The following is a 14,414-nucleotide window of genomic DNA, read 5'->3' as shown; positions in this document are numbered from 1 at the left end:
TTTTATGGAGAGCCGGGCATGATCGTAACCATGCCCGGCAATGGAGTTATTTTTGTGCAGCCGTGTTGTCTTCAAGCGTCTGATGCGCTTCCCGACGATGCTGCCACCAGTTGCCCAGCAACAGCAGGATCGGTGCAGCGATGAAGATCGACGACGTCGTTGCGATGAAGATACCGAACAGCATAGGCACGGCAAAATTATGAACGGCGCTGCCGCCCCAGATTGCCATTGGCAGAAGGCAGAGGAACGTCACAACCGATGTATAGATACAGCGGACGAGTACCTGATTGATACTCATATCGACGATCTCACGCAGAGGCTTCGTTTTGTAGAGACGCATATTTTCACGCATACGATCATAAACAACGACCTTATCGTTTACCGAGTAACCGATAGCGGTCAGAAGCGCTGCAATGGCGGTCAGGTTGAAGTCGAGCTGAAGCAGCGCGAAGAAGCCAACCATCTTCGTGGTATCGAGTATCAGCGTGATAATCGCGCCGACTGCGAAGAACCACTCGAAGCGCCACCAAAGATAGATGAGCATACCGAGAGCCGAAAGCACAACCGCGATGAAGCCAGAACGGGCCAGTTCGCCGGAGACCTTTGGTCCCACAACTTCGGTACGTTCAATCTTCACACCCGGATCGATTTCAGTAACAGCGTCACGCATCTTGTTGACCGCAACCGTCTGCGCTTCTTCGCCGCCATCCTGACGCTGAATACGGATCAGCACATCATTCGGGCTGCCAGCAGACTGCAGGGCAACTTCACCAAGGCCAAGTCCGCCGAGCTTCTCACGCAATTGCGCCAGATCAGCAGGTTGCGACGTGGTGATTTCCGCCTGAATGCCGCCCTTGAAGTCGATGCCGTAATTCAGCCCCGGCTTGAAGAAGAGCGCGATCGAAGCAATCGACAGGACGATGGAAACGCCGATGCCGAAGAAGCGCGCATTCATAAAGCGGAAGTTAGGGTTTTCAGGCGCGATCCTTACCAGTGGCTCAATGCGAAGCACCTTGAGCTTGCGACGACGCACATACCAACCCATCGCCATGCGAACCAGCGTCACGTCGGTAAACATCGAGATTACGATGCCGAGCATCATGGCAACAGCAAAGCCGCGTACCGGGCCTGTGCCGAACATGAAGAGGAGCAGGGTCGAAATCAGCGAGGTGACGTTGGAGTCAACGATTGTAGCAAAAGCGCTATGGAAGCCTCGGTCGAGGGCTGCCATGGCACCAAGGCCTCTTTTCGTTTCTTCTCGAATACGTTCGTTGATGAGAATGTTCGCGTCAACCGCGATACCGATACCCAGAATAATACCGGCGATACCGGGCAGTGTCAGTGTCGCGCCGATAAGGCTCAGTGCTGCGAAGGTCAGCAGTGTGTGGAGCAGAAGCGCTACGTTGGCAATCAGACCCCAGACGCCGTAAAGGAGCTGGATGAAGATCGCGACGAGGATGAAGCCAGCGATACCGGTGATCAGACCCATCTTGATGGCGTCGCCACCGAGGTCAGGACCAACTGTACGCTCTTCGATAACCGTCAGTGGGGCAGGGAGAGCACCTGCACGCAACAATGCTGAGAGAACAACACTGTCCTGAACCGTGAAGCTGCCGCTGATCTGGCCGTTACCACCGGTAATCGGTTCGCGGATGACCGGCGCGCTCAGCACCTTGCCGTCGAGAACGATAGCAAATGGGCGATTGACGTTCTTGGTGGTGATGTCAGCAAACTGACGGGCACCGAGGCTGTCGAAGCGGAACGAAACGATTGGTTCGTTGGTGCGCTGATCAAATCCTGCACGCGCATCGGTAAGACGCTCACCGGACAGGGCAACCTGGTCTTCAATTGGGTATTTGATGTTTGGATCTTTGGAATCCGGCAGGATGCTGACGCCCGGAGGCGGTGCATCATTCGGATTCGCGTCAGCCACCATGTGGAAGCTCATCTTCGCGGTGCTTCCGAGAAGCTGGCGAAGCTGTGCTGGGTCCTGAAGACCTGGAAGCTGAACAACGATACGGTCGGAACCAACGCGCTGGATCGAAGGCTCGGCAACGCCGACCTGGTCAACACGCTGGCGAATGATTTCAAGGCTCTGCTGAAGCGCTGAATCAAGGCGATAGGTGAAGCCAGCTTGTGTCAGCGTCAGACGGATCTGATTGTCGCTGGACGTGACGTCGATATCGTTGATCGCTGCGCCGAAGCCGCTCGTGTTAACCTGAGAAATCAGGGTTTTGAGCGCGGTATCGGCCTTTGCACGCTGATCGGCGTCAGGGATCGTCACGATGACGGAATCACCAACGGCGCGGATCGATTGTGGCTGAATGCGTTCAGCGCGCAGCTTGCCGCGCGCATCATCAAGCAGCGCACGCATACGATCTTTTTTGAGACCAGCTGCATCCACTTCAAGAACAAGGTAGGAGCCGCCACGCAGATCGAGGCCGAGCGTTACCTGTCGTTTAGGGAACCACGACGGCATCGCGTCGAGATGCTGCTGTGTGAAGAAATTGGGCAAGGCGATGATGACGCCGATCAGAACGATCAGGCCATATAGCACAGCGACCCATTTAGAAGTACGCATGAGTTGAAGTTCCGGATATTGAGCGCATTCAAATTTCGTAATGAATACAAAAACTTAAAGCGCATTTCTTCGTAAATGATTCAGGATTGGCTGTGACCAATCTCAATGACGACTTTCAGGCGCTCCTTGGTGGCGCGCGTGCGGGAGCATATGTGCTCCGCGAAAGTCTCAAAATCGTGTTTGTCCTTGCGGATTCGACCGGTTTTGCGTCGAAAAATGCAAGATCACTCGGCATTGCCGACAAGCCTGCACCATTTCCGTCAGGATAGGTTGCCTTGATTTTAGCGGCAATCGCTTCGGCCAGAACGGCGCGTAACGGCTGCGTCGCAGGCGTGGATTGCTGGCGTCCAGGTATCGCAGGCGCGTCTTCGACCTGCTGGGCCGCCATGCTTTTGGGAACAGTGCGGCAGGCTTCATCGCCAAGGGCAGAAAGGTCCACTGCAAACATAAAGGCTGCAAACGACAGGACGCACGTTACAAACAGCATGAATCCATGCTGGTGATAACGATCAGTGCGCTGATCTGTGTTATTCATGCCCTTAATCAAAACGCTTGGACTTTCCTCTACAGTCTTTCCGCAGAAATGAGCCAGTGCCAGAGTGGTTTTCCGATTGGTCTAAGCCACTCTAGTTATTCGATTTTATGCAAAGCCCGATTCAAAAACTTTGTATTTTTATCGGGACTTAGCGTTGACACCTACAGCATCGATTCACAAATTGGAATCTATTTCTGTCACCTGCTGCCCCTCGGTTCGCATGAAAGGGTTTGCGATGGTTACTGATATGCTGCTCACGCAACCAAAATCCTGCATTGATTAGGCTCTGTCGGCCATAAAACCGATTTCGATTTTCGGTCCAATGTTGTAGGGCTTGCTTCCGCTTTAACGCGCTTTATGTTGAAACAGTGATCGTGAAACTGGCAGAGCTTAAATTGGCATATTTACCGACGTTCCGCGCAATTGCATTTGCAATGACCACTTTTGCTGTGTCGCTTGGGGCGCTGGATCATTCGTTTGCTCAGGATAACAAACCGCAACAGGCTCAGCCTTCCGCTCCGCAATCGGCGCCTGCTCAAGCTCCTGCACCGGTAGCAACAGAACCTGCGGCAGCTAGTACACCCGTTTCTGGTGTGGTGCAGCAACAAAAGCCGATCATCAACGATCTCAAGCAGCAGACCAAATCGATCAACGATCAGCTGCAAAAATCTTCGACCAGCGACGAGACGCTCGCAAATCTCAAGCTACAGCTTGATGGTCTTTCCAAGAAGCTGCTTGATGCGGGTGTTGCGTTTCGTCCAAGGCTGACGGAAATCAACACACGTCTGGAGCAGCTGGGTGCCGCCCCCTCCGGCGATCAACCGGCAGAGCCGCAAATCGTTGCGGATGAACGCGCACGACTGACTGCTGAAAAGGCCGAGATCAACGCCGTTATCGGCGAGACGGAAGATGCATCGCTTTCGGTCAATCAGATGTCGGCGAAAATCGGTAATATGCGCCGTGACCTGTTTGCGCAAACCTTGTCTCAGCGCGTCAATCTCGATCTTACACTCGGATCTGAAGTAACCTCGGCTGCTGGCGATCAGATGGTTTCGCTGTGGAGCATCGTGAAATCATGGTGGCGCTTTGTCTCCACCTTCAAGCTGAATTCGTTTCTGGCAGCGGCCTTTTTCGCATTTGTTGCGGCACTGATCATCCAGCTCGGCGCGCGCCGTGTTCTCGGTTCGCTTTACGAACGTGATCCGACGATTGAAACACCGTCTTATCTGAGCCGTTTGTCGGTTGCATTCTGGTCGACAGCGATCCCATCGGGTGCTGTCGGTGTGTTTCTGGCAACGACCTATTTCTTTCTCAATTACTTCAATGTTTTAAGACCTGATATTGCAGGGCTTCTACAGTCGCTCTTCGTCGTTTTAGGCATTGTGTTCTTTATCAGCCGGCTGGCGTTTGCCTGTATAAGCCCATACACACCAGCATGGCGGTTGGTGCCGGTCGCGCCACGCCCAGGTCGAGTTCTCGTCTGGCTGATTACAGGCATGGCATTGATTAACGGGCTCGACTCGTTTTTCAGCAAAGTAAACCAGGTTCTTTCCTCGCCGCTCTCTTTGACGATGGCGAAAAGCTTGCTTTCGACGGTCGTTATCGGCGTTCTGATCCTCATCGTGGCCTTTGTGAAGCCAATAGAAAAAGACGGAGAAGAGGGCGTCCGCCCCTGGCCTAAGATGTTCAGGATATTCCTGATCGTCCTTGGTCTTTTGCCGATTATCGCAGCTGGTCTTGGCTTTATCGGACTTGCACGCTTTGCTGCACAGCAGATCGTTGTTACCGGGGCGTTCCTCGTCACGATGTATCTCGGGTTTTTGACCGGCCGTGCAATTTCGGAAGAACAGGCCTTTGCGTCCAGCCCGATTGGTCGGGTTATGCGTGACCGCTTCCATTTTGATGAAGCGACACTTGACCAAATAGGGCTTGGTGTCGGCATTCTCATCAATTTTGCGGTGGCGCTGGTCGGCATACCGCTCGTGCTGATGCAGTTTGGTTTCCAATGGTCGGAGCTGAAAAGCACTTTCTATAATCTGATGACCGGCATCCCCATCGGCAATATTTCCATTTCGCTGATGGGGATTCTGACGGGTATTGCGCTTTTCGTCGTTGTCTATCTGATGACGCGCTGGTTCCAGAACTGGCTTGATAACAGCGTTATGGCGCGTGGCCGTGTAGATTCCGGCGTTCGTAATTCGATCCGCACGGTGGTCGGCTATGTGGGGCTGGTACTTGCGGCGCTGGTTGGTGTTTCGGCAGCTGGCTTCAATCTATCCAGTCTCGCACTGATTGCTGGTGGTCTGTCACTTGGTATCGGTTTTGGCTTGCAGAACATTGTCCAGAACTTCGTTTCGGGCCTTATTCTTCTGGCTGAACGTCCGTTCAAAGTGGGCGACTGGGTCGAAGCAGGTACCGTTAGCGGTATCGTAAAAAAGATCAGCGTTCGTGCAACCGAAGTTGAGACTTTTCAGAAGCAGTCGATTGTCGTTCCAAACTCGACGCTTATCAACGGCAATGTCGGTAACTGGACCCTTCGTAACAAGCTTGGCCGAATCGATATTAATGTGCAGGCAGCCTATACCGATGAGCCGCGTCGCGTTCACACGTTGCTGCTAGAAATCATCCGCAGTCATCCTTCAATTCTAAAAAATCCGGAACCGTTCGTGGCGTTTCAGAGCATGACGGATTCTCTGCTGGTGTTCGATATCTACGCACATGTTGCAGATATTACATCGACGGGCGGTATCAAGAATGAGCTGCGATTCCAGATCGTTGAACGTTTCCACGCTGAAGGTATAGAGTTGGCTTCGTCTTCGACTGATCTGGTTTTAGGTGTTACGGAAATCGAAAAGCTTTCCGAGCTTATGAATAAAGATGCCCCACGCGCTGCAAAGGCGCGGAAGGAAAAGCCTGCTGAGTCTGAGAAGGGCGAAAAGCCTGAACATGACGACAAAGTCTGAACGCCTTAAATCATTGCCAGTTTTCACTGAATGGTTGGAAATTCTCTATCTATTTGTTTTTGCGTGCATCCTGTTCCGAAAACCGCCGCCGTCTTTTTGGGATGCGCTTTAATGCGAATTATGAATATGTCGTTCAGTTGCAGTTCAGTTTTGAAGTCTTATAAATGATTACGAAAAGAGGCAGGCGAACTGTCTTAGAGCAATGGGGCCGTATACTCGGCTTGTAGCGGGAGCAGCGGAAACGCTGAAACGATATGAACAGAACTCAGGTCAATTATGCTGGCAAGGTCGCTATCGGTGCGATGCTCGCGATTTCGTTCTCCGTACCGAGCCTTTATGCTGCAACTGTTGCCAATAACGACAGCTCGGCTCAGACCATTGTGGTGACTGAAGGCGCTTCGAAGCGTGAAATGCTGGTGGCGCCTGGTGAAACAGTCGATTTCTGCAATGGCGGTTGTTTTGTAACGTTCCCGAATGGTGATCGTGAGGCGCTGAAGGGCGACGAAACCATTACGATTTCGGGTGGTAAGGCGACGATTCAATAAATAGACCAACACGAATTGAGAAAGCCGGGGCACAACCCCGGCTTTTTATTGAGCTTTACGATTAGAGCGTCTCCCAATCTTCATTGAACCGTTGGGAATTCTCTATCTATTTGTTTTTGCGCGCCTCTTGTTCCGAGAACCGCGTCGCACTTTTCGGTCTGCTCTTTAACTGCGGGGCTTGAGATTTTCCGGGTCGTAGAGTGGCTTGTAACCAATCGATACGACTTCCACTGGATAGGTCTCTCCGAAATATTCCACGTTCAGCTTGCGGCCTTCCTGGCAGTAAGACCAAGGCAGATAGGCAAGTGCGATATTCTTACCGATGGTTGGGCCGTAGGCGATGGAAGACGTGAATGAGCGACGTCCGAGTTCATCAACCAATGTTGCACCCGTTTCAGGGTCGAGCACCGGCAGAATGCCGACCGGGTAGCGTTTGACGCCTTTGGAGTCGACATTCTCGCTCATAACCAGCGTGCAAAGCATGGCTGGCTGATGCTCGCGAGCCTTGTACTCAAGATGCTTTGCCTTGCCACGGAAGTCTGCTTCCTTGACCTTCGGGCGAGCCAGATCAGCTTCAAGCAGATTGTATTCAGTGAGCAGATCTGCATTCTGAAGGCGTAGGCTTTTCTCCATGCGGCGTGTATTCGCATAGGTCTCAACACCGACGGCAATTGCCCCGGTTGATCGCAGCGCATCCCAGACAGCGAGGCCGTCTTCATAGCGCATGTGCAATTCCCAGCCCTGTTCGCCGACATAGGAAATACGGAACGCTGTTACGTCCTTGCCTGCAATACGGATTGGCTTGATGGCGGCAAACGCGAAGTTCTCAAGGTCAAGACCCTCCGGGTTCTCGACAACCTTTTTGAGATTGTCTCGTGCATTCGGTCCCCAAATGCCGATGGTGACATATTTCTCAGTCACATCGGTAATAGTGACATCAAAGCCCTTATCTTCAGCCATGCGGCGCATATAATGGAAATCGCGCGGACCGGCATCCGCGCCGTTGATCATGCGGATGCGGTCTGCCATGCGGATGGCCGTGAAATCGGCGCGCACCATGCCTTCATCATCGAGAAAATGCGTATAGATGCCTTTGCCGATATTGGCATCGCCGCCGATCTTGGCAGCGCATAACCATTCCATCAGCTCGACATGATCCGGACCTTCGATGTCGTACATGGCAAAATGCGACAGATTGATAATGCCGCAATCTTCACTCAGTGCGAGATGCTCAGCGTTGGAAACGCGCCAGAAATGGCGATTGTCCCACTCGTTCTCACGGACCGGAATGCGGTCGCCATATTTCTCAAGCAGATGTTCGTTGGCCGCGTAGCCGTGTGCACGCTCCCAGCCGCCTAGCTCCATGAAGTGGCCACCAAGTTCCTTTTCACGCTCATAGAAAGGTGAGCGACGAATATTGCGGCCTTTGGAAAATGGTTCGCGCGGATGCACTGCCGGATTATAGACCTTCATCGCCGTTTCGGTGCAGCGATCCCATATGAACTGCTCAGTCATCTGATGCGGATAGAAACGCGAATAGTCGATGGCGTGATGATCGATTGCTGTACGACCGTCCGTCATCCAGTCGGCAATAAGCTTGCCCATGCCGGGGCCGTCTTTGACCCAGATTGCAACTGCATACCAGAGGCCGCGCACCTTCTGGCTTTCGCCCATTGAAGGACCGCCATCAGTCGTGACCTGAAGGAAACCATTGAAGGAATGGCTTTCATTGTAACCCAGTTCGCCGAGGATCGGGGTCAGTTCGATGGCGCGTTCAAGCGGTTCGAGTACCTGTTCCATGTCGAGATCGCGCTGTGATGGCGACAGGCGTGCTTCATGCTTTTCAAGCAAATCACGCGGATGGCAGAGGCGAGGATTGGTTTCTTCGTAGTAGCCCCATTCGATCTGGCCACCTTCGGCCGTCTTCGGGTCGCCGGTGTCGCGCATATAGGCTGAGTTGCCCTGATCGCGCATGAGCGGCCAGCCGATTTCCTTGCCGGTTCCTGTAAATTCATTATAGGGACCGAAGAAAGTGAGCGGATGGTCAATCGGCATGACTGGCAGGTCTTCGCCAACCATCTCGGCAATCAGACGGCCCCAGAGACCGGCACAGATCACAACATAATCCGCTTCGATCGTACCGCGATGGGTGACAACGCCCTTGATGCGCCCATTTTCAACAACAAGCGACTGTGCGGGGGTATTGGCGAAGCTCTGAAGCTTGCCAGCTGCTTCGGCTTGGTCAATCAGCTTGCCCGCAACCGTCTGCGAACGCGGAATAACGAGACCTGCATCCGGGTCCCACAAGCCTCCCTGAACGAGACTTTCTTCGATTAGCGGGAATTTTTCTTTGACTTCCGCAGGCTCCATCAGGCGGGCGCGTGTGCCGAAAGCTTTGCCGGATGCGACTTTGCGTTTCAGTTCTTCCATGCGGGAATCGTCGCCGACGCGAGCAACTTCGATGCCGCCGACGCGAGCGTAATGGCCCATCTTCTCATAGAAATCGATGGAGTAGAGCGTTGTCCAGCACGACAGAAAATCATGACTGGTTGCATAGCAGAAATCAGATGCGTGTGCGGTGGAGCCGATATCGGTGGGAATGCCGGATTTATCGATGCCGACAATATCGTCCCAGCCACGCTCGATCAGGTGATGGACGACGGATGCGCCAACGATGCCGCCCAGTCCGACAATGACTACTTTCGCTTTCTTAGGAAACTCTGCCATTTTATGCGATCCCATTTTTCATTTGATGGAATCATAGTGATTGGTAGGAGCTTACAATTGTCATTCTACGACATAATCACGGCGTGAGGCGACCGAAGCTCAATGGCTGTTTGATCGTTTTGACGGTCAGGAAATCCGGAACCTTACTGTGTTGAGAATTTGATTCACAGAGCAGGGCTATCACTATGATTTAAAAAGAAAAGCCGCATTGTGAATGATGCGGCTTTTATGCTTGTTTCTCCGATCAGGCTGCTATCAGCATTTTGCGGTCAGCCCGTTCCTGCTGCGGCGAACGCCCGTAAAGTTCGCGGTAGCACTTGGAAAAATGCGACGCCGAAACAAAGCCACAGGCAACGGCAACTTCAACAACCGGCATGGATGATTGCAGCAGCAGATGCCGGGCCCGGTCGAGACGAATTTCGAGATAATAACGCGCTGGTGAGCGACCCATTTCCTGACGGAACAGACGTTCGACCTGGCGACGCGAAAGCCCGATATTATGCGCCACATCGATAAGCGCTTCCGGTTCTGAAAGATTGGCTTCCATCATTTCGATGATCGTCAGAATCTTCGAGTTCTGGATACCAAGACGAGCGCGAAGCGGCAGACGCTGGCGATCATGCGGATTGCGCACGCGGTCCGTGAGAGCCTGTTCGCAAATGCGGTTGACCAAATTATCGTCGAAGTCATCACCGATGAGCTTTAACATCATATCGAGTGAGGCGGTTCCGCCTGCACAGGTATAGATGTTGCCATCGACTTCGAAGAGATCGGCATAGACTTCCGCTTTTGGAAAAGCTTCGGAAAAGCCGGGCAGGTTTTCCCAGTGAATGGCGCAACGTTTACCAGAGAGAAGACCGGCTGCCGCCAGAATGTGCGCGCCCGTGCAAAGGCCGCCAACCGCGACGCCGCGGTTATATTCTTCGCGTAGCCAGGCAAAGACTGACTTGTTGCGAAATTCTTCGACATAAACGCCCGAGCAAACAAACACCATGGAAGGGCGCTGTTCGCGCTGAAGGAAGCGTCGCTCGTCCTCCAGTGAAGCATTGACGGCGCATTCCACGCCGTTCGACGCTGTTACCGGCTTGCCGTCGGTGGATGTCAACCGCCAGCGATAGGCTTCATAGCCCAGCATTCGATTGGCAATGCGCAGCGGTTCAATTGCTGTCGCAAATGCGATCATCGAGAAGTCAGGGACCAGAAAAAAAACAATAGACCGCTTAACCGATGAAGCTTGATTCATAGCCTGATCGTTCCCATTCTCGAAAGCCTGAACCGCGGTTCCCGACGCAGTTTCCGGCTTTGTGCCTCCGTCATGACACCGGGGCTTTATCAGACCCTGTCATCCGGTCGCTTTCTGACCGGCCATCCTGTTGCTTCAGCCCGGATTTATAGGGGGTAGGCTATGACGCAAACAGGACAGACATATTGAGACATAGAACTTTCAGATTGCATAGTGCGGCTAAATGCCTGCCGTAAATTGGCATCTATATGTCGTTTAATTGAGGGCAAGGAATATCCTGCCCTCATCTGACGATGTTATTTACTTCTTTCGGCTGATGCGTGTGGAAGTCGGAAGGCGATCATCCACGCAAGGCCAGCCGATATCGTGTAGAATGTGTTCCGGTAAAGACTCCAGCACCCTGCGGCTTTTCTTTACGCGCCGCTGATAAGCCCATTCGGCATAGAAAGCGACGACTGAGACAATGTTCGTTTGCAGCCAGCTTGGGATGACAGATGGGCGCGAACCAGATTCGTTTTGCAGTGCTTCACATTGAATGCTCATTTTCGTTCTCCTGACAAAAAGTGAGACCAAGTGGTTGGGTGGAGATGTTCTGATCTCGATGATGAGAGCTTGCGACCATCTTGACGTTCAATCAAACGAAATATAGAAAGGTATAAGATCAGAAAAATTGAACTAACGGAAATCGCGGAGTTCAACATGACAGCGCCGGTTCAACATCCTCTGCCAATGCTCGATATTGATGTGTTGCGCACATTCGCGTCCATTGCCGATACAGGCAGTTTTTCGGCAGCGGCAAATGTGGTTTTTCGGACGCCCTCGGCTGTTTCGATGCAGATCAAGAAACTTGAAGAGCAGCTCGGGGTTGCCGTTTTTGAGCGAGATGCGCGTTCGGTTACGCTGACGAGTGATGGTGAGATATTGCTCGGCTACGCACGGCGACTTCTTGCGCTCAATCGCGAGGCCGTGGCCAAATTTGTTGCTCCGACGGTTACAGGCGTTGTTCGCTTAGGGTCGCCTGACGATATTGGCGAATGTGTTTTGCCTCTGGTTTTGAAGCGATTTGCTGAGACCCATCCGGGCGTCACTGTCGATGTCGTCATTGATCAAAGCACCAATCTGCGTAAGCGGTTGGATGAACGCCGTCTTGATGTCACGCTGGTCAATCTCTCTCATACCGTTCCGGGCAGGGGTGACGTTGAAGTGTTGCTTGATGAGGAGCTTGTCTGGGCAGGCGCAAAATGTGGTACGGCCTATCGTCGTGATCCGCTCCCGCTTTCCATATGGGAAGAGGGCTGTGCTTGGCGTGGAAATGCGCTGGAAGCATTGGAAAAGTCAGGCCGGTCTTATCGTATCGCCTATATGAGTTCTCATTCTACAGGGCAGCGCGCTGCCATACAGGCTGATCTCGCTATTGCACCTTTCGGTAAAACATTGCTGGGAGAGGGAATTGTAGCGCTCGGACCTGAACATAATCTGCCGCAGCTTGGACGTTATCAGCTCGGAATGATCATTAAACCGGACGCGCGCCAGCACATTCAGGTGGTCGCTGAACATTTACGCAATGTTTTTGAAAGCTATCGCCGCAGCGGTCGCTTCGATACATTTCGCGCAGGTTGAGCCGTGCAATGAAACTTTAGCAGTTTACTAAATACCTCTCTTGCCAGCGAAAAAAGCTGCGCTAGATTTTATATGTGACAGCCGAGTAACGGCTTCACCGCCAGAATACCGGGCAGCGCGCGTCAGGTAGTTTGGGAGGCATATTTGGTTGAATTGAGCATCTCAATGGAGAGACTGTTATGAAGCTATCCCGCATTGTCCCCGTTGCCATCGTTCTGTGTGCTTTCACGCTGGCGTCTTGCGCAAATACAGTCCGCGGCGTCGGGCGCGACGTCAAAGGCACCGCACATGCGGTGCAGGAAACAGTAGAATAAAATGAAAAGGTCCGGGTAATTAACCCGGACCTTTTTTATTTCTGCAGGAAGTAACTCACAGTGATGTTCATGTCTGGACGGGTTCTGTAGGCGATCTTGGTCGTTGTAATACCCGTTTCAGGAATATGAATCTGTGCCTCGTTTATAAGCGCCGATACACGCTCATTTGGAACTGCATCTCCGAACCACATAACCAGCGTAGGTCTCGCTGCATTGGCCGCACCAAACGGTGTTTCAGGATGAATAATCTGGAGAGACGGGTCGAAGAGACGGAAGTTTCCGGGGATCTGTGCGTTGTCCGTCAAGATCGTTTTAAACTCGCCCTGCTGTCTCACTTCATCGTAAAGACGCTGATATTCCAGCTGGCCATAGGGCGGCGTGCTTGAGCCATATGTGAGATAATAGGCAAGGACAGGTGGCACGATTAGGGCCGCAACGATACTTACAGTCGCGAAATCTACCAGTGCTCGTGTTCCGGCTCGATAATGTGCAAACCAGGCAGCGGTGGCTGCAGGCAGAAGGAAAAGAACCGGCTGCAACCAACGGTCTTTGATATTGCTGACACCGGCCAGCACGACACCGGCAAAAACAATTCCCATTCCGATGATAAGCAGGCGACGCATAAAAATCTCGCCTGAAGTGAACGGTTTATTTGGTGATGTCCGTGCTTTCGAGTGGATGAGCGCAATAATGCCTGCAACCGCGAGTGCTACAATCGAAAATAGAAAGGCTGCTTCAATAAAGCTGCCGACACCGTTGAGGCGGTCAATAAAGAGATTTCCCGAAGCGCCTATCTGGAGTTTGCCAGAGCGAGCAATGACGCTCGATTTGTGCGCGAGCATCCACATGCCCGTGGGGGCGAAAGCCGCGCCAAAGGCAATGATTGTGACGATAGAGAGCTTTGAAAGGAGAATTTTTCTATATTCGGGGATTGAAAGAGCGGTGACAATCAGCATAATTATGAAAAGCGAGGCATTGAACTTGCCCAGAATCGCTGCAGCCATAGTAATGCCAAGTACGGCCGCCGAACCCACATGACGGGCGCGCATGTGCCAGGCAAGAGCCAAAAAGGCCCAACCACAGCCCGCTGTGCCTGCAACAGAGTGTGTGAGTGCGCGCTGCGATTCCCATCCAATCTGCGGAATGAGAAAAAGCCCAAGCATTGACGCCGAGGCAACGATACGTGAAAACCCGAGCAGCCGCATTGCGGCGAATACACTTAGAAAAAGGCTTGCGAGTACACCGAACTTGACGATCTGCAACGTCAGCATCGAAGTGCCTAGCACCGACGCCGTAATATTTGTTATCCAGGTGTAAAGCGGTGGCTGCGAGCCGCCGTAACCCCAATCAAGATAGCCGATATTGGCAAGCTGTTCCGCATCGTCGAGACCTGCACCGTTTGATACAAACGTGACCAATATTGCCTGGAAGGCGAAATAACAAAGGACAAAAAGCACCGCCGCCGGTAAACCGAACGTGTTTTTTTCGGCTGGAAGCGCCGTTATTGGTCGTGTTGCACTCAAAATCTATAGATCCCAGAAAAAATTACGCTTTATCTGCGTACCAAGCAGCGGTTAGCTTTCACAGGATTATGGCCAGAATTCAATCTTTGGGACCAGATCTAATATAAAAATCACGCATAATTTATGAAATGAACAATGGCAAAAACCGCGCTGCCTCTGAAGGTGCACGGTTTTGCCAAAAACGCATGGCGTTCCCGCCAAACAATACACAGGCGGGAGAGACTGAAGCTCCGGTACGCAGTACCAGATCCGGAGCGTCGAGAAGGTTTGCACCGTCTCTGGCTCCTTTTTAGCGCAACATCGTTACCGGACAGTTATCAGATACTTAAGCAAATCTAAACAAAGCAAGTTTTTCGCTGCTTT

General features: G+C 52.4%; 10 protein-coding genes. 4 read left to right on the top strand and 6 right to left on the bottom strand.

The features are described from left to right. Window positions 1–46: 46 nt before the first annotated feature. Both secD and CEV34_RS01750 read right to left on the bottom strand, forming a co-directional pair. A complete protein-coding gene (secD, locus tag CEV34_RS01755) occupies window positions 47–2,581 on the bottom strand; it encodes a protein translocase subunit SecD (RefSeq protein WP_007875613.1) in 2,535 nt (844 codons plus the stop codon). Window positions 2,582–2,696: 115 nt separating this feature from the next. Next, window positions 2,697–3,116: a hypothetical protein gene (locus CEV34_RS01750; RefSeq protein WP_051063919.1), complete on the bottom strand. Its 420-nt coding sequence runs from the start codon at window positions 3,114–3,116 to the stop codon at window positions 2,697–2,699. 434 nt (window positions 3,117–3,550) lie between these two features. On the opposite strand from CEV34_RS01750, the gene CEV34_RS01745 reads away from it, so the two are divergent. Further along, window positions 3,551–6,079, top strand: a complete 2,529-nt coding sequence (locus CEV34_RS01745; protein ID WP_051063920.1) for a mechanosensitive ion channel domain-containing protein — start codon at window positions 3,551–3,553, stop codon at window positions 6,077–6,079. Between the two features lie 254 nt (window positions 6,080–6,333). Beyond that, entirely contained in the window at window positions 6,334–6,624 is a 291-nt protein-coding gene (locus CEV34_RS01740; RefSeq protein ID WP_007875611.1) for a hypothetical protein, read from the top strand. 165 nt (window positions 6,625–6,789) lie between these two features. Here CEV34_RS01740 and CEV34_RS01735 read toward each other — a convergent pair whose 3' ends face one another. The 3 genes from CEV34_RS01735 to CEV34_RS01725 form a co-directional block, all read right to left on the bottom strand. Continuing rightward, window positions 6,790–9,351, bottom strand: a complete 2,562-nt coding sequence (locus tag CEV34_RS01735; RefSeq protein ID WP_007875610.1) for a GcvT family protein — start codon at window positions 9,349–9,351, stop codon at window positions 6,790–6,792. A gap of 244 nt (window positions 9,352–9,595) precedes the next feature. After that, complete coding sequence (locus CEV34_RS01730; RefSeq protein WP_064320775.1) at window positions 9,596–10,594, bottom strand: GlxA family transcriptional regulator; 999 nt, start codon at window positions 10,592–10,594, stop codon at window positions 9,596–9,598. 300 nt (window positions 10,595–10,894) lie between these two features. After that, complete coding sequence (locus CEV34_RS01725; protein ID WP_007875608.1) at window positions 10,895–11,137, bottom strand: DUF1127 domain-containing protein; 243 nt, start codon at window positions 11,135–11,137, stop codon at window positions 10,895–10,897. A gap of 156 nt (window positions 11,138–11,293) precedes the next feature. On the opposite strand from CEV34_RS01725, the gene CEV34_RS01720 reads away from it, so the two are divergent. Next, the gene (locus CEV34_RS01720; RefSeq protein WP_007875606.1) at window positions 11,294–12,214 is read left to right on the top strand and encodes a LysR family transcriptional regulator; all 921 of its coding nucleotides are present in this window, start codon (window positions 11,294–11,296) and stop codon (window positions 12,212–12,214) included. Between the two features lie 179 nt (window positions 12,215–12,393). Continuing rightward, window positions 12,394–12,528, top strand: coding sequence for an entericidin A/B family lipoprotein (locus tag CEV34_RS01715; RefSeq protein WP_007875604.1), 135 nt, complete (start codon window positions 12,394–12,396; stop codon window positions 12,526–12,528). A gap of 35 nt (window positions 12,529–12,563) precedes the next feature. Here CEV34_RS01715 and CEV34_RS01710 read toward each other — a convergent pair whose 3' ends face one another. After that, a complete protein-coding gene (locus CEV34_RS01710; protein WP_235819001.1) occupies window positions 12,564–13,946 on the bottom strand; it encodes an ArnT family glycosyltransferase in 1,383 nt (460 codons plus the stop codon). Between the last annotated feature and the right edge of the window lie 468 nt (window positions 13,947–14,414).

It is taken from the genome of Brucella pseudogrignonensis, assembly GCF_002252525.1.
GTDB classification, from domain to species: domain Bacteria; phylum Pseudomonadota; class Alphaproteobacteria; order Rhizobiales; family Rhizobiaceae; genus Brucella; species Brucella pseudogrignonensis.
The sequence above is the reverse complement of the archived record's forward strand: the minus strand, read 5'-3'. Positions and strand labels throughout refer to the sequence as shown.

What these genes read in the sequence shown, in the direction of transcription:
- CEV34_RS01745 (WP_051063920.1), top strand. Translation starts at nt 3,551, where the DNA reads ATGACCACTTTTGCTGTGTCGCTTGGGGCGCTGGATCATTCGTTTGCT.
- secD (WP_007875613.1), bottom strand. Translation starts at nt 2,581, where the DNA reads ATGCGTACTTCTAAATGGGTCGCTGTGCTATATGGCCTGATCGTTCTG.
- CEV34_RS01725 (WP_007875608.1), bottom strand. Translation starts at nt 11,137, where the DNA reads ATGAGCATTCAATGTGAAGCACTGCAAAACGAATCTGGTTCGCGCCCA.
- CEV34_RS01730 (WP_064320775.1), bottom strand. Translation starts at nt 10,594, where the DNA reads ATGAATCAAGCTTCATCGGTTAAGCGGTCTATTGTTTTTTTTCTGGTC.
- CEV34_RS01750 (WP_051063919.1), bottom strand. Translation starts at nt 3,116, where the DNA reads ATGAATAACACAGATCAGCGCACTGATCGTTATCACCAGCATGGATTC.
- CEV34_RS01735 (WP_007875610.1), bottom strand. Translation starts at nt 9,351, where the DNA reads ATGGCAGAGTTTCCTAAGAAAGCGAAAGTAGTCATTGTCGGACTGGGC.
- CEV34_RS01715 (WP_007875604.1), top strand. Translation starts at nt 12,394, where the DNA reads ATGAAGCTATCCCGCATTGTCCCCGTTGCCATCGTTCTGTGTGCTTTC.
- CEV34_RS01720 (WP_007875606.1), top strand. Translation starts at nt 11,294, where the DNA reads ATGACAGCGCCGGTTCAACATCCTCTGCCAATGCTCGATATTGATGTG.
- CEV34_RS01740 (WP_007875611.1), top strand. Translation starts at nt 6,334, where the DNA reads ATGAACAGAACTCAGGTCAATTATGCTGGCAAGGTCGCTATCGGTGCG.